This window comes from Massilia sp. IC2-476 (assembly GCF_020707295.1).
GTDB lineage: Bacteria > Pseudomonadota > Gammaproteobacteria > Burkholderiales > Burkholderiaceae_D > Telluria.
Window position 1 is genome coordinate 176,366 of sequence record NZ_JAJFER010000008.1, and the last position, 22,478, is coordinate 198,843.

Here is a 22,478-nt window from a genome sequence, read left to right on the forward strand (position 1 = left end):
TTCAGCGCTTGTCCGGATTCACGCGCGGATTGCGTCCGACCCGCTTGGATGCCGGCCCGGGCTGGGCCGCGCCGCCGGACACGTCCAGCGGCGAGCCGCCGGCGACCTTCGGCTCGGCAGGCGCTTCCTTGTGCATGCCGTCGCCGGCGCCATCCGATGCTTCCGGCGCGGCGCCTGGTGCCGGCATGGCGCTGGTGACGGCTTGACGGAACTGTTCCTGCAACAAATTCCACCACGCGACCGCGGCCGGCATGGCGCTGCTGGCGCCGGCCTGGTCCGAACCCGCCTGCTCGGTCGCCGCATCAGCTGGCGCGGCCGGGGCCGGCGGTGGGGGAGGCGTGGGCGTAGCGGCCGCCTGGGCGAAGAATTGCGTGAAGGGCGCGCTCATTGCCGGGTCGGTGCCGGCGCGCTGCATTGCCTGGGTCATGCTGTCGCTCATGGCCTTCAGCGTGGCGAGCGTGCCGCGCTGCACTTCCAGGGCCTGGATGGTTCCGCGCAGCATGCCGAGGTTCAGGTTGAGCCAGGATTCCACAGCCTTGAGGTCGGTGATCTTCTTGTCGAGCTCGTCCGTGGACAGGCTGGGGCCGCTCATGCCCGGCATATTGACGCCGGGGATGTTCATGCCACCCCACAGGTTCTTGACGAATTCCAGCGTATCGGTCATTCCGGCAGCGTTCGGCATGGGAGGCTTGAGCATTGTCGATCTCCGTTGGTGAATACTTAAGACTAGCAGATAACTAACAGGGGACAAAGCCGTCCCGGCAAGCGGCGCTTTCCCGCTCCGGCTACACTAGCGGCATGAGTTCCGCTTTCTCCCCCCAGCGGCGCCGCGCGCTGGTGCTGGGCACGCTGGTCGTGCTGCTGCACTGGCTGGCGCTGAGCTGGATTACCTCGGGCACGCTGGGCGTCTCGCTGCCGGCGCGCGATGGCGGCTCGGCTGTCAGTACGGCGCTGCTGCCGCCGCTGCCGTCCGCCGCTCCCGCCCCCGAGCCAGTGCCGCCGCCCAAGCCGCAGATGGTGCAGCCGCCGCTGCCGGACTTCGTCCCGCTGCCGACCATCGCCATCGCCGAGGATGCAGTGGGCGTGCCCGTGCCGCCCGGGCCGCCCGCAGCGGCCACCCGGCCGCCGGTCGAGCCGGCGCCCGCAGTGCCGCAGCTGGCCGCCGCCGAATCGCCGCCCGCGCCCGGCGAGGCGCCGGTCGTGCATACGATCCGCCGCTACAAGGTGGACGTGCCGCCGCCCGCCGACCTGACGTACGACCTGGCGCGTACCGACGCCGACGGCACCAAATGGACCGGCCAGGCCCTGCTGTCGTGGAAGCCCGGCCAGGGGGACTACCAGATGCGCATCGAGATGGGCATCAAGATCGTGTTCGCGCGCGTGAACCTGCTCGTGCTCACCAGCGAGGGCCACGTCGGCAACACCGGCCTGGCGCCGGTGAAGATGACGGAAAAGCGCCGCGGCCGCGCGATGACGGCGACGCACTTCGACTGGCCCGGCAACAAGGTGACGTTCTCGGCCTCGCAAAACAATTACGCGCTGCTGCCCGGCGCCCAGGACAAGGCCACCGTGCCGCTGCAGCTGGCGGCCATTGCGCGCGGCGACCAGTCGCAGCTTTCCGGCGATATCGACATGTTCGTCGGCGAAGACCGCTGGGGCAGCGTTTACACCTTCAACGTGGTGGGGCCGGAAGAGATCGACACCCCTATCGGGCGTTTGAAAACCGTGCGGGTGGCGCGTCCGCCGAAGCAGGGCTCGTACAAGACCCGGCTCGACATCTGGCTCTCGCCGGCGCACGGCTGGCTGCCGGTGCAGATCCGCAGCAGCGAAGCGAACGGCGCCGTGACCACGCAAACGGTAAACAAGATCGCCATGACCCAACCAGGAATTTGACATGCAAGGTTTTACACGACACACCACTGGCGCTCTGCTGCTCGCGCTGGCGCTGGGCAAGGCAGGCGCGCAGGATGCGCCCGCCGCCGTCAAGCGCGCCGTCGAGCTGCCGCCCTCGGCCGACCTGAACTACGAACTGCAGGCGCGCCAGCGCGGCTTCGGCCTGAAGGGCGAAGCGATCGTCAGCTGGCGCGCCGGCGACGGCAAGTACAGCGTCAGCGCCGTCTCGAAGGTGCCGGTGCTGGGCACCATCACCGACGACCGCAGCCATGGCACGGTCGACGCCTACGGCCTGGCGCCGGCGGAATTCGTCGAGAAACGCATGCGCAAGGACCCAACCACGGCCAGCTTCGACCGTGATGCGAAGACGCTGAGCTTCAGCGAGAGCAAGCAGGTGTATCCGCTCAAGGGCGGCGAGCAGGACCGCGTCTCGATCACCTGGCAGCTGGCCGCCGTGGCGCGCGGCGCCGGCGACCGGTTCAAGGCGGGATCCGAATGGCCCTTCTTTGTGGCCGGCCGCCGCGATGCCGAAACCTGGGTGTTCAAGGTGGTCAAGCGCGAGAAGGTGCGCACCGGCCTGGGCGAGGTCGATGCCGTGCTGGTAGCGCGCCAGCCGCTGGCGGACAAGAAGGACCAGACCCTGGAAGTCTGGCTGGCGCCCCAGCACGAGTGGTATCCGGTCAAGCTGCGCTACACGGACGGCGACAAGGAACAGATCGAGCAGACCCTGAATACCGTGACAAAGCGCTAATCTTTCGCCTTGTTTTGGCAAAATTGTCTTGTTATCAAGGCAATGTTTTGGTGTGTCTTTCCTGCAATGAGCGGGTCTTTCGATCTGCTAATTGCCGATCCTAAACTGTTATACTGACGCCCCCGCGGACCGGTTGAGCCTGTCCGCGCCAGAGAACGGTACTTATATGATCGACCACCTTGCCGGCGCGGCGCTCGCCGACGATTCCCTTTCGATTCCCCTGGAAGACGATCCGCTGCAGGCGCACTTCCAGAGTGGCGTGTCGCCCGACGAGATCGAGCAGGTCTACCACCTCAAGCGCGCCCAGCCCATGCTGTCGGCCTTTACGGCGCTGTTCCACGGCAGCCAGGACGGCGTGCTGGTGCGCCTGCTGGTGCTGCGCGAGCTGGCCAGCGACACTGGCACGTCAAGCTTCTCGCGCGCCGACATCAATAACAAGCTGGCCTACCTGACGGCGGAAAGCCTGGAAACGGTGCTGAACCGCCTGCGCGGCCATGGCCTGCTGGCCTGGGACGGCCCGGGCGCCGTCTACCGCATCACGCCGCTGGCGCGCAATGTGCTGTCCGCCCTCGACACCCTGATCGCCCTGGCCAAGCCGGAAGAAGAAAACGATGCCGAGATGGGCTTCCTGCTGTCGCAGGTGGCCGGCGCCCAGGCCGTGGGCGGCGTCACGGTGGAGCAGCTGCGCCACCTGCTGGGCCGCCTGGTCGAGCTGACCGAGGAGTTCCGCGATGCGATCGCCTCGGGTTCCGAATTCCGCCTGCGTACCTCGCAGGCCAAGTGGCACATGGCCTGCGACTGGGTCGAGAAGGGCTCCGTGATCCTGCGCGCCATCCTGCAGGATCCGAACGCCGACTCGGCCACGCACAGGGCGGCGCAGGCGATCGGCCGCGCCCAGAGTGCGCTGCTGAACATGCAGGGCATGTTCTCGCGCGCGCTGAACCAGATCGAGCGCCAGCGCGTGCACCTGGGCCAGTCCGGCCTGTCGACCACCGACGTCAAGCGCTGGCTGCTGGCCCATGAAGACCTGGCCAGCCTGGCCGCGGACGCGATCGACCGCCCGGTGGTGCCGCTGTTCGCCACCCCGGCCGAGATGATCGACGTGGCCGAGACCGAACTGCTGCTCGAGCGCGTGACCTCGACCGGCCCGAAAGGCCTGCCGAGCGGCCAGGATGCGCCGCTGACGGTGAACGACAATCCGGCCATGATGGTCGAGCTGAACGACTGGATCACCAAGCTGGCCGACTTCGCCAACCTCGGCAACTTCCCCGAATTTTCGGAGAGCGGCCCGAAGAAGGTGGCGCTGCACGAGTCGCTGCTGCCGGCCAGCTTCGCCGTCGCGTCCTATCGCGCCTCGCTGCTGCCGCTGCTGGGCGACGCGGCCGAGGCCAGCCTGCAGGGCGCGACCGCCGAGCTGGCGCGCCTGCCGGTGAAGTTCGAGCCGACGGACACCATGATCCAGCTCGACGATCCCGAAGTGGCGGCGATGTCGATCGCCACTCTCTCACTGAATACTGAAAGCCCTTCCGATGAATGACGACGCACAAATCCTGATCGCGCGCCTGCTGACGCACCAGACCCTGCGCCGCGACGACAAGATGGTCAAGCGCGCGCTGTCGGACGAAGCCTTCCGCATCGAAGTCGACAAGCGCCTGCTGGAATCCGGCCTGAAGCTGCTCGACAACGTGTATGCCGACCACGTGACGATCGCCCTGCACCGCAATGTCGAGCCGAAGATCTTCGGCGCCAAGGACATCTGGCAGAACAATAACTTCGGCCTGACCCGCGACGGCGTGGCCCTGCTGGTAGTGCTGTGGGCGCAGATCATCCTGCCCAAGCGCGAGCGCCAGGAGACCCACGTCACGGTGGACGACGACCAGACCGACATGTTCGACAAGGATGCGCCGATCCCGCGCGCCGAGGACACCTCGATCGGCATCTCGTACACCGCGCTGCTGTCCGACTTCGGTGACAAGCTGGGCAAGAAGACCCGCATGGACATGAATCTGGGCGTGCTGTCGAAGCTCGGCTTCATCGAGCGCCGCGGCGACGTGATCCTGGAAGGCCCGCTGCTGGACCTGATGATGGACACCGACCTGCTGAAGGAACGCATCATCAACGGCGCGCTGGCCGAGGTGTTCAAGCGCGCGCCGCTGGCGGCTGCACCGCGCAAGATCGACGCGGCGAATGACGCGGTCGCTGAAGTAGCCGAAGCAGCTGCAGACGCGCCTGACGAAGAAACCCCGAATTAAGGCAAGCCCATGTTCCACATCAAATCACTCGAACTGGTCCACTGGGATTACTGGCAGCGGATCAAGAACATCCCGCTGGACGCCAAGATCATCACGATCGCCGGCCAGAACGGCTCCGGCAAGACCACGCTGCTCGACGCGCTGCGCACCCTGTTTGGCCTGGACTGCTCGATGGGCCGCACCTACAAGCACTATGCGCGCCACTCGGGCCAGCAGAGCGCCTGGCTGCGCGCCGTGGTCGACAATAAACCGGTCGGCAAACAGCTGTCGAACCGGCCGTTCCGCCATTCGGGCTTCTTCGCCGACGACGAAGTGACCCTGTTCTGCCAGGTGCAGAAGAACGGTGGCGACTGGAAGCGCCAGTACCTGATGCGACCGGGGAACGTCGAGATCGAGGAAGTCACCGAAGCCACCGACTGGCTCGGCGTCGAGAACTACAAGAAGCGCCTGGCCTCGGCTGGCCTGTCGCCGGCGATGTCGAAAGTGCTGGCGCTGGAGCAGGGCGAGACGGACAAGCTGTGCGAGTACGCGCCGCGCCAGCTGCTCGACCTGGTGTTCCAGGTCTTCGGCGACAAGGAAGTGCTGGACGCCTACGACGAAGCCAAGCGCCACCAGCGCGACACCGAGACGGAACTGAAGCGCTTCGAGGCGGAACTGGAAACTTCGCGCATCAACCTGGAAGGCCTGCGCCTGCGCGTGGCCAACTACCACCAGTGGGAAGACCTGCACAAGGAAAAGCGCGAGCTGCAGGAAGACGTGCTGCCGGCGCTCGAGTACCACGAGGCGCGCGAAAAGGCCGCATTCACTAGCCGCAACCTCAAGGAAGCGCGCAAGCCGCTGTTGCAGGCCGATTCGATCCTGGCCGAGAAGCGCCAGCAGCTGGCCGCCCAGCAGCGCGCCCTGACCGAAGCGCAGAAGCAGGAAACTCAGCTGGAGCAGGAAGCGACCGAGCTGGCGAGCCGCCTGACAGCGATCAACCAGAAACTGAAACCCCTGGAGAGCCTGGCCGAGCAGAAGGAACGCCTGCAGAAGCTGTCCGCGGACGCCGGCGCCGACCTGGCCGAGGTGGCCAACCAGCTCAACGAAAAAGAAGCGGAGCTGGCCAAGCAGAAGGCGGCGCGTGACAACATCGCCGCGAAGATCGCGGGCGAGCTGGCCACCATTTCGGCCCTGCAGGGCAAGAGCGCGATGCCGGAGCCGGAAGCGCAGCGCCAGATGCGCCGCGCCCTGCGCGACGAGGGCATTGCCCACGCCATGCTGTCGGACATCGTCGAAGTGACGGACCCGAAATGGCAGGGCGCGGTCGAGGGTGTCCTCGGCGGCTACGCCTCGGTCGTGCTGCTGGAGAAAGCCAAGGATGCCCCGGCGGCCTACCGCCTGGCCGAGAAGGAGCGCTACCGCCACTTCATCGTGCCCGACTGCGTCGAGGCGCCGGTGGTCAAGGACAGCAGCCTGCTGTCGGTGGTTCGTTTTTCGAGCAAGGCGCCGGGCTGGCTGATCGACCAGCTCGAGCGCATCGAGCGCGTGGAATCGGTGGACGCCGGCTTCAAGGCGGATTCCGACGAATGGATCACGCCGGACGCCTACCACCGCGAACGCCGCGGCGGCCGCTCGCTGTTCGTCGAGCCCTCGCGCTACCGCTTCGGCTCGGCCGGCAAGACCCAGCGTCTCGAGGCGATCCAGAAGTCGCTCCCTAGTTTGGAAGCGCAGGAAGACGCGCTGACGCTCGCGATCAGCAAGCTCGCCGCTGAAGTGGGCGCGCTCAAGGGCCGCATCGCCGGCGTCGACGCCGCCAAGGAACTGGCTGCGCGCCAGGCCGAGTTCGAGGAAGCCGCACGTGCACTGCAGCCGCTGCGCGCCGAGCGCCTGGAAGTGGGGGCGCGCCTCGGCGAGCTGTCGATGCTGACCAAGAACGCCACGGTGGCGCGCACGCGCGCCGATACCGTGTGGCAGAACGCGCGCATGGCGCTGTCGGAAGCGGAAGCGGGCATGCGCCTGAACAACCGCCGCACCATCGAGCAGCGCAGCGAGCACGCGCAGGCCCTGCTGGCCTTGCGCAAGGGCTGGCGCCATGTGCCGAAGAACTGGAAGAATGCGGGCTGGCGCGGCGCCATCGTGTCCAAGCACCAGAACGCGCACCAGGTCAACCTGCGCCTGTCGACGCTCGAGCACGCGCTGGCGCGCGACGACTGGGAACAGGACAGAACCGTGATCGACCAGTACGCACGCCTGAGCGACCAGCTGTCCGGCCGCCAGAACGAAACCGAAGAGCGCCGCTACCAGAACAACCGCGCGATCGAGGCCACGGCCAACGCACGCGGGGCCTACATCGAGCGCCTGCGCTACACCATCAAGACCTACTCGAAGAACATCAAGGAGCTGGGCGAGCTGGCCGGCATCGACGTGCAGGCCGACCCGGTGCGCCTGGAGAACGACGACGTCCAGCTGGCCCAGGCCGGCCTGCACGTGCGCTTCAAGTTCGACGGCAAGGACCAGATCGGCATGAACGACGGCGAAGCTTCGGGCGGCCAGCAGGTGATGAAGTCGCTGGTGCTGCTCATCGGTCTGCTGAAGTCCGAAGAAGGCTCGGGCGGCTTCGTGTTCATCGACGAACCGTTTGCCCACCTGGACATCCGCAACATTCAGCTGGTGGGCGAGTTCCTGAAGAACACCGACGCCCAGTACCTGATGACGACGCCGCTGACGCACAACACGGACGTGTACGATCCGTCGGAGCTGACGCTCATCACCAGCAAGAAGAAGAAGGATGTGCAGTGGGCGCAGCCGATCTTCGTGCTGCAGCGAAGGAAGGACGAGGCGAAGGCCGCGTGAGGGGAGGGGAGCCGAGTGGCTCCCCTTTTTACTTATGGCTGCTGCGAAACCAGCTCGTCGATCCGCTTCTGTAGTTCCGCCCCGGCCTTCGCATCCTGCGTGCCTGCCTGCGCCTTTTTCAGGATGAGCAGCTGGGCCCGGGCCAGTGCTTCCGCTGCGGGCACGGCAATGTCCGGCGCCACGCCGACGCCTTCCCAGTCCTTGAGCGTGACCGGATCCCGGGCCGTGGAGGTGGGCACCATCAGGCGGAAGTGCGCATTGATTTTCTTGATGCGCGCAGGATGGGCGCCGCCACGGGTCGTCTCGCCAACGATCGTGACACGCTTCTTGTTTTGCAGGGCGAAGGCCAGGCCCTCGGCAGCTGAAAACGTCGATTTGCTCGTCAACAGATAGACATCCTTTTCTGCACCGAAGCGGCTGCCCGGTACCGCCAGCGAGGTCCATTGCTGCTCGGTGAGGTTGCCCTCGCGCCGGTACAGGTCGGCGATATGGACCCGCTCATCGAACAGATAACTCGCCAGTAGCGGCACGCCATCGGTGGAGCCGCCGTCATTCTCCCGCAGGTCGATGATGAGTGCATCGGCATTGGACAGCAGCGTCATTGCGGCGCCGATGAAGGGCGCGGAGTCGCCGGCAGCAGCGAAGAAGCTCGTCTTGAGGTAGCCGATATTCCCGGGCAGGCGTTCGACGCGGTCGATCCCGTAGTTTGCCTTGCGAAGCCGCTGCTGGCGTTGGGCGACGTCAGCCGGGGAAGGCTGGCTGCTGCGCTGTTCCGGAAGCGCCTCGGCGTTGTAGAAGAGACGTAGATGGAGATCTTTCGCCTGGTCCTGCATTAGCTGCGTCACCATGTCCGCAAAGGCCTCGTCAGTCTTCGCCTTGGCGAAATCGGTCCGCTGTAGAACGCCTGCCAGCTGCCGGGCTTTCGCGGCATCGATGTACGAGGTATTCAGCTCGTTGGCGATCGCTTGCACCGTGGCTGCGCGCGCGGCGGCAGCTTGCGGCTCCGCCAAGGCCGGACCTGTCAGGAGAAGTGCGGAGAAAAAGATGACGCAACGGCGCATGGACACTCCTGGAAGATGTTGGCAATGCAGGCCTGTTCAGCCCTGCTGTTCTTCCTTCTAGAATAGCTTGTCTAGAAATACGTGTCTACAAATCCCCGGCGGTGGTCGCATTTCATGCTGGATGCGTATTGCGATGGAATTCCTCCAGGCGGATGCCCCTGGAGGATCACTCTTTCGGCTGTGACGGCCGTGCCGGGCCTAGCCTCGATCGCGGATGAACGCCAGGATATCGGCATTCAATTCGTCGGCGTGCGTGGTCGGGATGCCGTGCGGTGCGCCCTTGTAGGTCTTGAGCCTGCCGTTGCGGAGCAGCTCGGCGGAACGTGGCCCCGAGGCCTTGTAGGGAACGACCTGGTCGTCGTCGCCATGCACGACCAGCACCGGGATGTCGATGCTTTGCAGGTCAGCGGTGAAATCGGTTTGCGAGAAGGCGACGATGCCATCGTAGTGCGCCTTGGCCCCGCCCATCATGCCCTGGCGCCACCAGTTGAGGATGGTCGGTTCGGACGCCTTGGTCAGCAGGCGGTTGTAGCCATAGAAGGGGCCCGACGGGATGTCATGGTAGAACTTCGCCCGGTTCGCCGCGAGCTGCGCCTGGAAATCGTCGAACACTTCCTTTGGCGTACCGTCGGGATTGGCTTCCGTCTTCATCATCAGCGGCGGCACGGCGCTGACCAGGACTGCCTTGGGGACGGGGTCTTCGCGGTGGCGTGCGATGTAGCGCACGACTTCGCCGCCGCCGGTCGAGTGCCCCACATGGACAGCGCCCTGGGCGCCGAGGTGCTCGACGACCGCGGCGACATCGTCGGCATAATGGTCCATGTCGTGGCCGTCCGCGACCTGGGTGGAACGCCCGTGTCCGCGCCGGTCGTGCGCGATTACCCGGAATCCCTGGCCCAGGAAGAACAGCATCTGGTTATCCCAGTCGTCGGCGCTGAGGGGCCAGCCGTGGTGGAAAAAGACGGCCTGCGCATCTCGCGGGCCCCAGTCCTTATAGAAGATATCAACACCGTCTTTCGTCTTCACGTATCCCATGTTCGCTGCTCCTGTGTGGATTGGTGGGTCGAAGCTGATGGACTGCCGCATTTGCCAGCGCATGTTTTTCGGCTGCGAAGATGCGTTCTGCGTGGACAGGCTACCATCGCTCGATTTCGGTTTGATGTCCAGCTGGCACGGACGCGGCTTGCGTGCAACGTTGTAGCAGCATGCCGATTTACTTTTGGACTAGTAGCGGGCGACCTTGCTCTCGCAGAGCGTAGGGCTTAGTTGCTTGGATGGCAACGACTTGGTAGACTGAATCGTACTGAGCGTCCGCTGTCGGCCAAAAGCCGACGATGGCCGCTCAGCGTTTATGTTCTGTTCACTAGCTGTCAGGAAGGGAATTAGGAGATCCAGATGCATATAGGTTCACCTACCGATTTCGTTGAGATTGTTGAATTGGAGAGAACGCCAAAGGATGTGCCGCTGGCAGGTGACGTGCGGGTCTCCGTCCAGGTAACGCTGGGAGGGTTCAGTGGAAGATACGACCAAGTGTGGCTGGAAGAGCCTAGCCTTTGGGATTTTGTCGAGCAGCTTGCGACGATGGAAAAGACGCGTACAGGTTCCGTGACGCTTAAGAGTTCGAGCCCGGATGAGTTCCTTCTAACGATCCGGTCCCTGGGAAAGCTTGGTCATTTTGTGGGAGAGGTTTTCCTGCGCCGGTACCGCTATGTCGACAGTACGCCATGGCCGGTTACTGTGACCGGCAGTTTTGAAGTTGAGCCGACGTCCCTCCCATCCTTGTTGGACGATTTTAGAAGCTTGCATAAACCGCATGATTAAGCATTGTCCAGCTACGGCCGCTGTTGGCCAGAAGCGGCCGTTCGCCAACCTTACCTAATGGTCAACAGATGAGTGATGTCGGCTACACAATTATCGAACCGCCTTCATTAGGCGAATGGCTGGGAACAGTAAAGAATTGTGGGATGCTTGTGGCGCTGCTGACCTGGCTCCGGCACCGACTCTCTGAAGCACTAAAAGACGATTTTCCAGTGCTCAGAATTGACGTAATAAAGGTCGAATACTTAGGGACGTACCCTGCACTTGGCATCCAGTGCAGTGACGACGTTCCATCTGATATCGATGCGCGGCTCAACGACCTGACAAACCGAATCTTGTCCGACTCGTCAGTCACTGACTTCCTCAACTTTGCTCTCGATGACGGCATCGATTGGACTGCAGAAGCACAAACGCTTCTCAGTCCTTGAGGTCCGCTTTGGGTCGACACCTTCCGTGCACTTGACGGCCGGACGCGGCTAGAACTGGTCATTCCATAGGAGTCAAAATGCTTAGTGATGTGAATTGCCGCGCTCTTGCCGAGCAGTGTCTAGCTCGGATAGCACAACAATGTGGCGACGACCTTGTGCTGATGCCTCACCTGTTCGAAACCTCAGCGACGCTGGCATACACCTATCAGACGCCGGATTTCGTCGCGACGCGAGACATTATTCATGCGCTAGTAGGCAATGGGCCGATCCTAGTGAGCAAGTTGACTGGAGCAGTCGAGGTTGCAGGAACAGCACTTCCGGTTGAGGACTATATTCGAAAGTTCGAAGAGAAGAACGCAAGGCCTACTTAGGGTCGACAGCTGACGTACCTGAACGGCAGCAACCGGCCAGAAGCGGACCATGTTGCTCGCAAATCAATGGCCGACCGCAAACGGTAGGGAAATTCATGGACACATCACAGCGCTTGCAAGTTGAGGTGTACTTCACACCGACAGCATCGGGTGGGAGGAAGTCCTCAGTAGATTTAACGACGGGCAGTTACCGTCCCCATTTGATAACTGAATCCAGCGAACTCCTTGGGGTTGTATTCGTAGAGTCGAGTCGAGCCGTCGCATACCCGGGTGATACAACAGTTGCAACCGCCGTGTTGATGTATCCCGGAGTCGATTACTCAACGCTTGCGCCTGGAACAGCATTCCGTCTTGTAGAAGGGGGCCAGGTTGTAGCAACTGGCAGAGTGTTATTCTCCGACCAACGATGACCTGAACGTCCGGTGGGGCGAATTCTGACTCTCAGAAGGAAGAGTAAATTATATGCCGAAGCTTAAGCCGGGAACTTTTGTTCCCAGTATGGAAGAAGACGCTGAAATCACTGACGCTGCAATGAGCGATCCAGACGCAATTCCTTTCACCCACGAGGAGTGCGCAACTCTCGAGCCCAAGCTAAAGCGTACCAAAGATGCGACGAAGATGCAGACTAGCACCGGTGTCGACCTATAAGATCGTCGAGAGTGTATGTCTGGTCGGGTAGCAACGCCTGGACACGTCAGCATCCGGCAGAAGCGCACCTAAGATGGCCAGATTTGAGATGCCATATATTGGAACATGCAATGGATAACCAGCCGCTAGTAGCAGAGTGGCAGACGAGGATCGTCGCGTGTTGCGAGGCAAAACTTGGACGTCAGCTCTCTTTAACAGAACTTCAGTCCATCAAAAGGTTCGGTGGTTTCCAAGCGCTGGAAACGATTGAGGACACGGTAAGTCACGCTCAACCCGACGAAATCGAGCGGTATCTCGGCTCGATTTCGCGCAGTAGGTAACTGTCTGCCCGACAGGTCCGCTTTGAGTCCGTAACAGACGTGCAATCAGTATCAGACAAACGGCCGGAGCGGCAACGCGGCTGGTGACTTTTTACGGGGTGTCAGCACTCGATCGCTCGCCACATCGGTGGTATCTCGGACGGTTCGTTCCCGCGCGCTTATTCGAAGTCGATCGCCTTACGCAGCTTGCGGCGCCACTGCAGCAGTCCCATCGAATACCACTCGAAGTAGCCCGCCGTCAGCCCCACGCACAGCATGGTCAGTGGTTCGTCGGTCAGGCGCGGCACCGGGACACCCTTGCCCTGGTTGGCATAGATTTCCACACCCAGGTAGAGGATGCGCGCCACCAAGATCATCGCCATCAGGATGCCCAGCCGCGCCGGCGGCGTGAAGAAGTAACCCTGCTCGGTATCCTCGAAGCGGGTGTGCTTGAGCGCCCACATGCTCCAGCCGGTGCCGAAGGCGGCGCCGGCCAGCAGGGCAGCCATGTTGACCGGCCTGTCGAACAGCTGCACCAGCGGCACCAGGATCATGGCGCCGAACACCAGCACGCCCGTGTAGTGGCGCGAGACGATCGAACGCTGGCGCACCATGCGTGCCTTGATGCGGTTGTAGACGCGCCAGACCAGCAGCGGGGTCAGGACGAGCAGGGCGAGGGTGGTGATCGAAAGGTCTTCCATGGTGCGCTGATAGGTTCGAGCCCATCATTGTAGCCGCTTCGCACACGGGAAGGCAGCGAACGGCGGCCCCTGGGGCATTCTGGTAAGGTATTTGCTCCGCTCTTGATGAGGAGATTTCCGCCATGAACGCAGCGTTTCCTGCGGCTGTTCCCCTGAGGGCGCATCGCGCGCCGGACCCGGCCCCGATCGAGGAACCGGCGCCCGAGCCCTTCGATACGCCCCATCCGCACCACCAGCCCGGCCACACCCACACGCCTGCCGGCGACGAAGATCCGGTGCCCGATCCGAAGCCGAGCGTCCTGCATTAATCCGGCTAATCCTTTTTCAAGAAGGATTAGCCCAGCTTCATCAATCGAAGGCCCAGGAGTACAGCACGTCCAGCGCGGTGTTGGTGCCGGTCTGGAACTGCAGCGTGATCTTCGGGCTCCACTTGTAGCGCAGGCGCACCAGGCTCGAAGCCGTGGTCGCGCCCTGCTCGAAGCTGAGGTAGGCGCGCGAAGAGATGCGCTTGCCGACCGTGACCACCGTGCTTTCCAGGCCGGTTGCGGTGCCGTTGGCCTGCTTCAGGCCCAGTTCGTCCACGCCGAGCGAGGTGGCCAGCTTCTGAGTGATGCCGCCGGTGCCGCCCTTGCCGCCGAGCAGGGCGCCGGCAGCGGCCGCCAGCACGTCCTTCTCGTTGCCGCTCGTGCCTTCCATGCCGTGACCCAGCACCAGCCAGGACAGTTTCTCGCTGTCCGGCACGTTCGGGGTCGACACCAGCCGCGCCTGCGGCGACTGCGCCGTGCCGCGCACCTGCACGCCCGCTTCGACATTGGTCTCGGACAGCTGCTCGCCCTCTGGCCGGCGGCGCACCGCAAGCACGTCGAGCGCCGGGTTGTCGTAGGGGCCGCTGAAGGTGATGACGGCGCGTTCGATCGCCAGCTTCTGGCCATAGGCAGCGTAGTTGCCTTCGACCGCGCGGATGGTGCCGTTCACGCGCGGCGCGCCTGCGCCGACCTTGCGCACGCGGACGTTGCCGGCCAGCGTGGCGTCGATGCCGAGGCCGCGCAGGCGGAACTCTTCGCCCAGGTCGGCGCGCAGGTCGACGGTAAGCGGCAGTTCTTCCTTCTTGTTCGACGGGACCGGCTTGGCGCCGCCCTGGCCCAGCACGATCACGTCGTCCGACATGGTCGGGCGGCCCTGGGGCGCGAATTCGATCAGGGCGCGGTCGGCGCGCACATTGCCTTCCAGCGCAAAACGCTCGGCATCGCGCACCAGCGAGGCCTTGCCGCTCAGGACCACGGTGCGGTCGGGGCGCGACAGGGCTTCCAGTTTATCGAGGGTCAGGCGCAGGTCGGCCGCGGCCAGGCCGCTGGAAAATCGCAGCGAGCCTTCGGCGGACGCGCTGCCCTGGCGGCCCTGGAAGTACAGGCGCTGCAGCTGCAGCTGGTCGCCGGCCAGGCCCGCGCGCAGTTCGCCGTTCTGCAGGCGCACGCCTTGCTCCGGCCAGCGCACCGCGAGCCGGTCGCCCTGCACGCTGCCGTCCAGGCGCGGGTTGCCGATGGTGCCGGAACCCTGGACTGCCAGGCGCAGCGCGCCGTCCAGTTCCAGGCCCGATTGGCCGGCGAAGGACGCCAGCCAGGCGATCGAGCCCATGTTCGCATCCAGGCGCATGCGCATCGGGCTATCGCGGTCTAGGCGCCCCTGCAGCAGCTGGGCGCTGCCGTCCAGTTTTGCGCTGCCGGTACGGGTGCCGTCCAGGTTGACGGCCACGCGCAGCGCGCCGCCCTGCACATTGGCGCGCGCATCCAGGGTACGCAGGCCGAGCGGGACTGGCTGGTCGCTGCCGGCGATGACGTCGCCTTTTTCGCGGAACACGTGGACCATGCCGTCCAGCGCCGGGGCGCCGCCGGTGGCCGTCGCCGTGCGCAGGTCGAGCGCCCATTGCGCGCCCAGGGTCAGGTCGCCGCGCGCGTTGTCGCGGATCGCGGGCGAGAACTGCGCCAGGTAGGTGAGCGGTACGTTGTCCGCGTGGCCGCGGCTGTTCCAGCGCGAGCCATTCTTGACGAGGGAATCGACGGTGATGCTGCCGGCCGGCAGGCGGATCACGGCGCCGTTGAAGGCCAGGGTTTCCGGCTTGGCCAGGCCCATCACGCCGCTTCCCTTGGCACCGCTGATGCGCAGCGGGACCGGGGCCTGCAGCGACATCGCATAGCGGCCGCGGTTCTGCAGGGCAGCCAGCGTGCCGCTCCAGGTGTCGCCGGTCCAGCCTCCGCGCACCTCGACATTGGCGTCGAATGCGTCGCCGACGGCGGCCGCGCGCAGGGTGTGGGCGCCGCGCGTGCCTTCGGTTTTCAAGCTGGCCGAAGCGACGCGGGTGTCGCCGCTCACATACTCGGTGATCTGGATATCGCTCGCCAGCGCATCGCGCGCGCCGCGTCCCGAGCCGAGGTTGGCATTCGCGCGCAGCGCGCGGATGCTGTGGGTGCCGAGCAGGCGCAGGTTCTGGCCTTCCAGCGCTGCGGTGAGCGAAGGCGTGTCCATGGTGCCGGACAGGCTGCCCTGGCCGCGCAGCACGCCGGCGAAATCAGGGCCGAGGGCGGCCAGCTGCGGCGCGTCGATGCGCCAGCCCAGCCGGTCGTTGCCCGCGCCGAAGCTGCCCTTGGCGGCAACCACGTTGGCGCCGACGTGCAGGTCGACGTCGGCGTTCGACACGTGGCGGCGGTCGGCCGTCAGCTTTGCATGGCCCCACAGAGGGGAGTTCGACAAGGTCGAGTCCTGCACCCGCAGGTCGAGCGCGCCGCGCCAGTCGGCGCCGCTGCGGCCGCTGGCGTCGAAGGCGCCGTTGATCGCGCCGGCCAGGGGCGAGCCGAAGGCGGCCGGGTTGAAGCGCTGGGCGGTGCCGCTGACCTTCGCTTCGACGAAGCGCGCATTGTCGCTGCCGGCCAGCCAGGCTTCGCCGCTCGCGCGCAGGCTGCCGTTGGCATTCTTGCGCTGGGCCGCGACCCAGCCGAGGTTGTTGGCGTTGACCTCGAAGGTGGTGCGGGGCGCAGCCATGGTGCCGGTGGCGACGCCGCTGGCCGTGACGGCGCCATACAGGTCGCTGCGCACGGCCGACAGCTGGCGGCCGTCCAGGCGCCACTGCAGCTTGTCGCCCGCGCCGCCAAAGGCGCCGTTCAGGGCCACGGTATTCTGTCCCAATGCCAGGTCGGCATCGATGCCGCTGATGCGCTTGGCGTCCGCATGCAGCTTGCCTTCGCCCGACAGCGCCTGGTTCATCAAGCGGCTGCGGCGCACGGCAAAGTCGGCGTCCACGCGCCAGGCTGGCGCCAGGGCGCCGGCGACGTTCACATTGGCATTGATGTCGGCGTCCGGGAAGTCGCCGAAGTCGGCCGGGTTGAAGCGGCTCGCCATGGCGCTGGCCTTGAAGGCTTTGTCTTCCAGCAGGTTCATGTTGCCGGTGACGTCGACACGGCTGCCGCCGCTCGACAAGCGTGCTTCGCGCACCGTGACGACGTTCTTCTCCAGCGTCGCCAGCGCGGCCAGGCGCAGCGCCTTGTCCGCCAGGTTGGCCTGCAGGGTCTGGACCTCGCCGGCGTTCGTCACCTGGATATCGCCGCGGATCGCGGTCGGCTTCATGCTGCCGTAGATGCCCTTCAGGTCGAAGCGGTCGGTGTGCAGCGTGAAGCGCGCGGTGCCGAGGCCCTCCTCATCCTTGTCGCGCTGGACCCCGCCGGTACCGGTAAAGCGGCCGGCGGCGCCGAAGTCCATCAGCACGTCGGACACCTGCAGCGCATTCAGGTTGCCGCCCAGTTGCCCGCGCATGCTGCGCAGGGGCAGGCGCTGCTGGTCGATCGTGCCTTCCGGGCCGTCGTTGGTGATGTTGACGCTGCCGCTGATGTTGCGATTCGCATCGAGCTTGCCGGCGATGGCGAAGGTCAGGTCGGCGGTCGGTAGCGAGGGGTTGAAGAAGCCCGGGTCGACATTACGGCCATTGATGCGCATCTCGCGCAGCGGAATCTCGGCATAGGGCGAGAGTGCGAAGTGGGCGTCGCCCACGGCGCGGCCGGCCTGGCCGGTGGCGTCGACCAGGGTGGTCTCCAGGTCGCCGCCAACCTTCAGGCGCAGCTGGGCAGCCCTCGCGCCGGCTTTCGCCTGCGACTGGGTCAGGCTGGCTGTGGCATCCAGCTTGAACGGGCGCTGGGCGCCGATGCTGCCGTTTGCCGCTACATCGCCCCAGGGCGTCACGGCGGCGGCGTCGCGTACCTGCCAACGCTGCTTGCTGCCCTCCAGGCGCAGGCGGATGTTGTCGATGCGCGTTTCCGCGCCCTTGCTCACGAAGACCGCTTGGTTCAGGCGCGCGTCGTCGATCGAGACCGGGAAGGGCGGCGCCAGCGTGGCCGGCATCGGCGAGCGTTCCTCGGTTTCCTTGAGCGTCTCCATGCGCAGGCTGGCCGCGTGCAGGCTGTTCACCAGGATGCCGCGCGAAACGATCTGCGCCGGCGACCAGCGCAGGTCGATCTTGTTGGCGATCATGAGCTGCTCGTCGGTGCGCCAGACGATGCGCTCGATGTGCATCGTGCCGTACAGCGAACCGGAGACGCCGGTGAGCGTGAGCTTGCCGCCGGTGGAGGCGGCCACGCGCTGGGCGATCATCTGCAGCGTGGTTTCGCGGCCCAGGTACCAGAGCGTGCCGCCGACGATCACGCCGGTGGCAACCAGGCCGATGGCGACGCGGCGCGGCCAGCGCCGCGCCTTGTGCGCAGGCGCCGGGTCCGAGGTCTTGTCCGGGGAAGTGTCGTTCGTGTCCATCAGAAGGTGAATCCCAGGGAGAAGTGCAGGCGCGCTTTCTTGACGGCGTGGCCATAGGCCAGGTCGACGTTGATCGGGCCGACCGGGCTGCGCCAGCGCGCGCCGACGCCAAAGCCGGATTTCGGTTTCAGGTCGCCCACCTTGTCGGCGGCGTTGCCGGCGTCGTAGAACACGGCCACGCCCCAGGGCGGACGGAAGTAGTACTGGTATTCGGCGCTGGCGGTAATGAGGTATTTGCCGCCGACGATGGCGCCGTTCTCGCGCACGCCCAGTTCGCGGTAGCCGTAGCCGCGCACCGACTGGTCGCCGCCGGCGCGGAACAGGAAGGTGGAGGGCACGCCCAGCTTTTCCTTGGCCGCCACCGCGCCGAATTCGCCGCGCAGGACCAGGGTGCCGGCCTCGCCCAGCGGCTTGAACATCTGGGCGCGCGTGTACAGGCGCAGGAATTTTTCGTCAGTCAGGATCGGCAGCAGGGCGCCGCCCAGCTGGCCCTGCAGCACGTAGCCGTTGGTCGGCTGGATCAGGCTATCGAGCTTTCGCTTGGTGATGCTGTAGGTGAGCGGCACGCTGCGCGTGGTGGTCGGCTCCTTCGGCGGCACTTCGCGCTTCTCGACCAGGGCTTCCAGCGTCAGGCTGCGTTCCAGCAGCGGCGTGCCCCACTGGCGGCGCGCCGCGATGGTCGCCAGCGTGGTGATCTCGCCGCGCACGTCGTTGCGCTCGACGCCGGCGCCGACGCTGTCGTTGTAGCCCTTGGGCGTGGTCGGCCAGAAGAAGTCGACGCGCGCGGTCTGCCGCTTCTGTTCGTAGATCAGGTCGGACTTCATGCGCTTGCCGAGCACGTTCAGGTCGTCGTAGCTGGCCTGGGCGCGGGCGCCGGTGTCGGTCGAGAAGCCGAGGCCGACCTCGACGTTCTTGCGCAGGTTCTCGGTGACGCGCACCAGCACCGGCAGCACCGTGGGGCCGGTGGGCGGTTCCGGCGTGGCCGGGTTGCCGTCGGTGTCGTTGTCGCCGTCCTTCAGGTCCTGGATCTCGGCATTGAGCACGGCGCGCAGGTCGGCGCTCACTTCCACGCTGCTGAAGTAGCCGGTGTCCTGCAGGCGCGACTGCAGGGCCTGCAGCGCCGCCTCGCTGTATTCGTCGCCCGGATTGATCTTGTTCAGGTTGGTGATGACTTCGCGCGGATAGCGCTTCAGGCCGCGGATGCGCAGCTCGCCGAAACGCATCTCGGGTCCGCTGTCGATGACGACGTGCAGCAGGGCGCGCTGCTCTTCCGGATCGACGGTGGCGCTGGTCTCGACCAGGCGTGCGCGCGGAAAGCGCGTCTGCGCCACTTCCCGCAGCAGCTCGCGCTTGGCCGCTTCCCAGTCGGCCTGGCGGAAGCGGCTTCCTACCGGCAGCTGCCAGCGCTGGCGCAGGGCGCCGGCGTCGAAGGGCGCGCTGCCCTTGTCGATGGGCGCGAAGCCCTGCAGCACCAGGTCGACGTCGCCGACCACCGTGGCCGGGCCCGGATCGACGATGACGCGCGCCACCGGGCGCGGGCCGCTGGTGTCGAGGCCGGCGGAAATCTTGGGCGAATAATATCCTTCGGTGGCGATGAAAGTCTTGGCCTGTTCCGGCGCTTCCTTGACCAGGCGCTGCAGCTGTTCCATATCCACGCGCGGATTGCCGCGCCAGCGCATCAGGTCGAGGTTTTCCTCGAGCATGTTTTCGATCTGGCGCGGGGCGTCGATGCGCACCTGGTAATCGATCCCCTGGGCATGCAATGCCGTGGCAAATACCAGCGCGCCAAGGCCTGCGAGCAGGCGGGGCAGGGGACGCAAACGGCGCGGGATCGATCTTGCAGGAAACATGGTACTCCGACGAAAAGGTTCATTGCAATCTTAACGGATTGGCAAAAACGATGACGGACGCTAAGCCCAGCCGTGCGGGGGCGGACAGTGTACGTGTAGCCTTGTTTTATGCCAGAATTCGCCGTTTCTTCCCTAACGACTTCCGATCATGCAAACGAATGACACCGCGCTCGTCCTCTTCAGCGGCGGCCAGGATTCCACCACTTGCCTCGCGTGGGCGCTGCAGCGCTATGCGCGCGTGGAGACGATCGGCTTCGACTACGGCCAGCGCCACGCCATCGAATTGGAGGTGCGCCCGACGCTGCTGGCAAAGATGCGCGCCCTGAACCCGGAGTGGGATGCGCGCCTGGGCGAGGACCACATGATTGACCTCGGCCTGATCTCGAAGATCTCGGATACGGCCCTGACCAGCAACGTGGCCATCGCGATGCAGGAAAACGGCTTGCCGAATACTTTTGTACCGGGACGTAACCTGCTGTTCATGACGGTGGCTGCCACCGTGGCCTACCGCCGCGGCCTGAACGTGCTGGTGGGCGGCATGTGCGAGACCGATTTCTCCGGTTATCCGGACTGCCGCGACGACACCATGAAGGCGCTGCAGGTGGCGCTGAACCTGGGCATGGCGACGCGCCTGAAGGTCGAGACGCCGCTGATGTGGATCGATAAGTCCCAGACCTGGCAGCTGGCCGAGGATTGCGGCGGCGCTGCGCTGGTGGACCTGATCCGCTTCGACACCCACACCTGCTACCTGGGCGAACGCGGCGCCGCCCATCCCTGGGGCCACGGTTGCGGCACTTGCCCGGCCTGCGCGCTGCGGGCGCGTGGCTACGAGCAGTACGTGGCGAACAAGGGCACCTGAAACTTTACTGGGCGGTGCGCAGGAAGTCGGCTTCCTGCTGGCCGTCCATCAGGCCGACCGGGGCATGGGGCAGGAGGCTGGTCCTGAGGATCTTGCCGTCCTTGGCGTAGACGAGAAAGGTTTCGCCGGCGCCGTGATCGCCTGGGTTGCTGTCGCGGATGTCCCGGTAGCCGCAACCGACCACGATCCTGGTCTGGCTAGTGACGAATTCGAGCGGCTGGTCGTCCTTGTACGCTCCCTTGATCTGCTGCACGTTGCGGAAGTGGGCCTGGTTCACGTGCACGATATTGGGAAAGCGCGCCTCCGGCTCGCGGGTTTCCACACGATAGGTGAGCTTGCCCAGGTAGCCGATGAACACCTGGTCGGCCTCGTCCATCAGCGCGCGCACGTCCTTCTTCATCGTTTCCAGCCCTTCCTTGCGCTTCTGGGCGACCTGTTCGGGCGACAGGACGGCGCAGGCCAAGGCCGGGGCCGCGGCAGTGAAGACAAAAAGGGATAGCAGCAGGGAACGTGCGAAGCATTTCATGACGTGGCACCTTGAACCGTTGGGGTAGCTCCCATGATGCCAAAGAAAGCCTGCTGAAAGTGCGCCAATCCTCACCTTCCTGAATATGCGGGATGTATTGCCGTGTGGATATTTACGTTCTAAACTGCCTCGGATCTTGGCGATAAAGGCGGGCATGAGCAATGTGAGTACGGGCGAGCCGGACGGTCAATGGAAGGGCTGGATCAAGTGGCTGCGTTTGCTCGGCGTCCTGGTCGCCGGCATCTGGCTGCAGAAACTGTGGAACCAGGACATCGTCGTCCTGCTCATGATGACCGTCGTCCTTGTCGTCATGCTCGCGCGCTTGCGGCTGACCGAACAGCGCCTGGACTTGCTCATCGACCGTCATCCCGTCCAGCTGAACCTGTACACCGACCCGTCCCGGCGCGTGTGGCTCGAGTCGCGAAGCGACGGGGTCTTTGAACGTTGCCGCATAACAGATCCCTATTACCAGGGATGGCTCGACCACACACTCACCCTGCGTGGCAGGCCTTACCGGCTGCGTATCTTCGTCAAGACCTACGGCTGCGGCTACATGGTGTCGAACTACGAACGCGGATTCGAGATGCGTGTGCTGCGTAACACCTGTGTCTGGTGAGTGCGATGTCGGTCCTGCTCGCTCTCTGCGCCGCGGTGCTGCTGCTCGACGCCTGGGCTGCGTGGAAGCTGTTCAGATCGCCGTTCTACGACGCCGGCCAGCGCTGGATCCAGCTGGCGCTGGTCGTGCTGCTTCCCGTCGCCGGCGCCTGGGTGGTGCTGTACATGGCGCGCGAGGACCTGCCCCCGGCCAGGTCGTCTCCGGTCGACCATGTCCAGGATCTCGGCTTCGGCAGCAACGACCTGCGCGAGGATGACCGCGCCGCCAGTGATGATCTATCGCCGGATGACTAAGGGCGTCAGGCCGTGGCCGGCAGCTTCGCCACCACCTTGATCTCGAACTGGAAGCCGTACAGCCAGGTCACGCCGACCGCCGTCACGTTGGGGTAGGGCGCCTCGCCCCAGTATTCCTGCGCCACGCTCCAGATGCGTTCGAACTTCGACTCGGGATCGACGATGAAGACCGTCACGTCGACCACGTCGGCGAAACTGCAGTCGGCCGCCGCCAGCACTGCATTCAGGTTCGCGAAGGCGCGCCGCACTTGTGCTTCGAGTTCGGGCTCGGGCGAGCCGTCCTCCCGGCTGCCGACCTGGCCGGACACGAACAGGAAGCCGCCGGAGCGCACGGCTGGCGAATAGCGGTTCTTTTCATACAGGGCCTGGCGGCCCGCGGGAAACACGACGTCACGAACTTGCATGCTCAACTCCTTGGTGGTGAATGCACTTACTCTAGCGCGGCGCTTTGTTGCGATAAACAGGAGAATCGTTACAGCACTATTTGTA

The 22,478-nt window shown here is 65.0% G+C and carries 19 protein-coding genes; 11 read left to right on the top strand and 8 right to left on the bottom strand.

Translation table 11 applies throughout. The features are described from left to right. Nucleotide 1 precedes the first annotated feature (1 nt). Nucleotides 2–697 carry a PhaM family polyhydroxyalkanoate granule multifunctional regulatory protein gene (locus LK539_RS19980; RefSeq protein ID WP_227802814.1) on the bottom strand — a complete coding sequence of 232 codons (696 nt, stop codon included), beginning with the start codon at nt 695–697 and terminating at the stop codon, nt 2–4. A gap of 101 nt (nt 698–798) precedes the next feature. On the opposite strand from LK539_RS19980, the gene LK539_RS19985 reads away from it, so the two are divergent. From LK539_RS19985 to LK539_RS20005, 5 genes are all read left to right on the top strand, one after another. Next, a complete protein-coding gene (locus tag LK539_RS19985; RefSeq protein WP_227802815.1) occupies nt 799–1,893 on the top strand; it encodes a DUF3108 domain-containing protein in 1,095 nt (364 codons plus the stop codon). Between the two features lies 1 nt (nt 1,894). Then, nucleotides 1,895–2,644 (top strand): DUF3108 domain-containing protein, encoded by a 750-nt coding sequence (locus tag LK539_RS19990; protein WP_227802816.1) that lies wholly within the window; start codon nt 1,895–1,897, stop codon nt 2,642–2,644. Nucleotides 2,645–2,810: 166 nt separating this feature from the next. Next, nucleotides 2,811–4,181, top strand: coding sequence for a hypothetical protein (locus LK539_RS19995; RefSeq protein ID WP_227802817.1), 1,371 nt, complete (start codon nt 2,811–2,813; stop codon nt 4,179–4,181). After that, the gene (locus tag LK539_RS20000; protein WP_227802818.1) at nt 4,174–4,896 is read left to right on the top strand and encodes a hypothetical protein; all 723 of its coding nucleotides are present in this window, start codon (nt 4,174–4,176) and stop codon (nt 4,894–4,896) included. Before LK539_RS19995 ends, LK539_RS20000 begins: the two co-directional genes overlap by 8 nt. A 9-nt stretch (nt 4,897–4,905) precedes the next feature. Next, nucleotides 4,906–7,728, top strand: coding sequence for an ATP-binding protein (locus LK539_RS20005; protein ID WP_227802819.1), 2,823 nt, complete (start codon nt 4,906–4,908; stop codon nt 7,726–7,728). A gap of 32 nt (nt 7,729–7,760) precedes the next feature. On the opposite strand, the gene LK539_RS20010 is transcribed toward LK539_RS20005, so the two are convergent. Then, complete coding sequence (locus LK539_RS20010) at nt 7,761–8,789, bottom strand: S41 family peptidase (protein ID WP_227802820.1); 1,029 nt, start codon at nt 8,787–8,789, stop codon at nt 7,761–7,763. Nucleotides 8,790–8,987: 198 nt separating this feature from the next. Next, the gene (locus LK539_RS20015; protein WP_227802821.1) at nt 8,988–9,824 is read right to left on the bottom strand and encodes an alpha/beta fold hydrolase; all 837 of its coding nucleotides are present in this window, start codon (nt 9,822–9,824) and stop codon (nt 8,988–8,990) included. A gap of 360 nt (nt 9,825–10,184) precedes the next feature. Here LK539_RS20015 and LK539_RS20020 point away from each other — a divergent pair, with 360 nt between their 5' ends. Both LK539_RS20020 and LK539_RS20025 read left to right on the top strand, forming a co-directional pair. Then, the gene (locus tag LK539_RS20020; protein ID WP_227802822.1) at nt 10,185–10,610 is read left to right on the top strand and encodes a hypothetical protein; all 426 of its coding nucleotides are present in this window, start codon (nt 10,185–10,187) and stop codon (nt 10,608–10,610) included. Between the two features lie 68 nt (nt 10,611–10,678). Next, the gene (locus LK539_RS20025; RefSeq protein WP_227802823.1) at nt 10,679–11,035 is read left to right on the top strand and encodes a hypothetical protein; all 357 of its coding nucleotides are present in this window, start codon (nt 10,679–10,681) and stop codon (nt 11,033–11,035) included. Between the two features lie 1,497 nt (nt 11,036–12,532). On the opposite strand, the gene LK539_RS20030 is transcribed toward LK539_RS20025, so the two are convergent. Next, nucleotides 12,533–13,054 carry a hypothetical protein gene (locus LK539_RS20030; protein ID WP_227802824.1) on the bottom strand — a complete coding sequence of 174 codons (522 nt, stop codon included), beginning with the start codon at nt 13,052–13,054 and terminating at the stop codon, nt 12,533–12,535. A gap of 122 nt (nt 13,055–13,176) precedes the next feature. On the opposite strand from LK539_RS20030, the gene LK539_RS20035 reads away from it, so the two are divergent. Beyond that, entirely contained in the window at nt 13,177–13,362 is a 186-nt protein-coding gene (locus LK539_RS20035) for a hypothetical protein (RefSeq protein ID WP_227802825.1), read from the top strand. A 40-nt stretch (nt 13,363–13,402) separates the two neighbouring features. Here LK539_RS20035 and LK539_RS20040 read toward each other — a convergent pair whose 3' ends face one another. Next, nucleotides 13,403–17,845, bottom strand: a complete 4,443-nt coding sequence (locus tag LK539_RS20040) for a translocation/assembly module TamB domain-containing protein (RefSeq protein WP_227802826.1) — start codon at nt 17,843–17,845, stop codon at nt 13,403–13,405. Continuing rightward, a complete protein-coding gene (locus LK539_RS20045) occupies nt 17,845–19,695 on the bottom strand; it encodes an autotransporter assembly complex family protein (protein WP_227802827.1) in 1,851 nt (616 codons plus the stop codon). The genes LK539_RS20040 and LK539_RS20045 overlap by 1 nt, the downstream gene beginning before the upstream one ends. 148 nt (nt 19,696–19,843) lie before the next feature. On the opposite strand from LK539_RS20045, the gene queC reads away from it, so the two are divergent. Beyond that, nucleotides 19,844–20,554 (top strand): 7-cyano-7-deazaguanine synthase QueC, encoded by a 711-nt coding sequence (queC, locus tag LK539_RS20050; RefSeq protein ID WP_227802828.1) that lies wholly within the window; start codon nt 19,844–19,846, stop codon nt 20,552–20,554. Between the two features lie 4 nt (nt 20,555–20,558). Here queC and LK539_RS20055 read toward each other — a convergent pair whose 3' ends face one another. Then, nucleotides 20,559–21,080: a hypothetical protein gene (locus tag LK539_RS20055; RefSeq protein ID WP_227802829.1), complete on the bottom strand. Its 522-nt coding sequence runs from the start codon at nt 21,078–21,080 to the stop codon at nt 20,559–20,561. 154 nt (nt 21,081–21,234) lie between these two features. On the opposite strand from LK539_RS20055, the gene LK539_RS20060 reads away from it, so the two are divergent. Both LK539_RS20060 and LK539_RS20065 read left to right on the top strand, forming a co-directional pair. Next, entirely contained in the window at nt 21,235–21,696 is a 462-nt protein-coding gene (locus LK539_RS20060) for a hypothetical protein (protein WP_227802830.1), read from the top strand. Further along, nucleotides 21,693–21,989, top strand: coding sequence for a hypothetical protein (locus tag LK539_RS20065; protein ID WP_227802831.1), 297 nt, complete (start codon nt 21,693–21,695; stop codon nt 21,987–21,989). Before LK539_RS20060 ends, LK539_RS20065 begins: the two co-directional genes overlap by 4 nt. Before the next feature lie 5 nt (nt 21,990–21,994). Here the strand turns inward: LK539_RS20065 and LK539_RS20070 are convergent, their stop codons facing one another. After that, nucleotides 21,995–22,393 (bottom strand): RidA family protein, encoded by a 399-nt coding sequence (locus LK539_RS20070; protein ID WP_227802832.1) that lies wholly within the window; start codon nt 22,391–22,393, stop codon nt 21,995–21,997. Nucleotides 22,394–22,478 lie beyond the last annotated feature (85 nt).

What these genes read in the sequence shown, in the direction of transcription:
- LK539_RS19990 (WP_227802816.1), top strand. Translation starts at nt 1,895, where the DNA reads ATGCAAGGTTTTACACGACACACCACTGGCGCTCTGCTGCTCGCGCTG.
- LK539_RS20020 (WP_227802822.1), top strand. Translation starts at nt 10,185, where the DNA reads ATGCATATAGGTTCACCTACCGATTTCGTTGAGATTGTTGAATTGGAG.
- LK539_RS20005 (WP_227802819.1), top strand. Translation starts at nt 4,906, where the DNA reads ATGTTCCACATCAAATCACTCGAACTGGTCCACTGGGATTACTGGCAG.
- LK539_RS20000 (WP_227802818.1), top strand. Translation starts at nt 4,174, where the DNA reads ATGAATGACGACGCACAAATCCTGATCGCGCGCCTGCTGACGCACCAG.
- LK539_RS20045 (WP_227802827.1), bottom strand. Translation starts at nt 19,695, where the DNA reads ATGTTTCCTGCAAGATCGATCCCGCGCCGTTTGCGTCCCCTGCCCCGC.
- LK539_RS20015 (WP_227802821.1), bottom strand. Translation starts at nt 9,824, where the DNA reads ATGGGATACGTGAAGACGAAAGACGGTGTTGATATCTTCTATAAGGAC.
- LK539_RS19980 (WP_227802814.1), bottom strand. Translation starts at nt 697, where the DNA reads ATGCTCAAGCCTCCCATGCCGAACGCTGCCGGAATGACCGATACGCTG.
- LK539_RS20070 (WP_227802832.1), bottom strand. Translation starts at nt 22,393, where the DNA reads ATGCAAGTTCGTGACGTCGTGTTTCCCGCGGGCCGCCAGGCCCTGTAT.
- LK539_RS20030 (WP_227802824.1), bottom strand. Translation starts at nt 13,054, where the DNA reads ATGGAAGACCTTTCGATCACCACCCTCGCCCTGCTCGTCCTGACCCCG.
- LK539_RS20060 (WP_227802830.1), top strand. Translation starts at nt 21,235, where the DNA reads ATGAGCAATGTGAGTACGGGCGAGCCGGACGGTCAATGGAAGGGCTGG.
- LK539_RS20035 (WP_227802825.1), top strand. Translation starts at nt 13,177, where the DNA reads ATGAACGCAGCGTTTCCTGCGGCTGTTCCCCTGAGGGCGCATCGCGCG.
- LK539_RS19995 (WP_227802817.1), top strand. Translation starts at nt 2,811, where the DNA reads ATGATCGACCACCTTGCCGGCGCGGCGCTCGCCGACGATTCCCTTTCG.
- LK539_RS19985 (WP_227802815.1), top strand. Translation starts at nt 799, where the DNA reads ATGAGTTCCGCTTTCTCCCCCCAGCGGCGCCGCGCGCTGGTGCTGGGC.
- LK539_RS20040 (WP_227802826.1), bottom strand. Translation starts at nt 17,845, where the DNA reads ATGGACACGAACGACACTTCCCCGGACAAGACCTCGGACCCGGCGCCT.
- LK539_RS20025 (WP_227802823.1), top strand. Translation starts at nt 10,679, where the DNA reads ATGAGTGATGTCGGCTACACAATTATCGAACCGCCTTCATTAGGCGAA.
- LK539_RS20055 (WP_227802829.1), bottom strand. Translation starts at nt 21,080, where the DNA reads ATGAAATGCTTCGCACGTTCCCTGCTGCTATCCCTTTTTGTCTTCACT.
- LK539_RS20010 (WP_227802820.1), bottom strand. Translation starts at nt 8,789, where the DNA reads ATGCGCCGTTGCGTCATCTTTTTCTCCGCACTTCTCCTGACAGGTCCG.
- queC (WP_227802828.1), top strand. Translation starts at nt 19,844, where the DNA reads ATGCAAACGAATGACACCGCGCTCGTCCTCTTCAGCGGCGGCCAGGAT.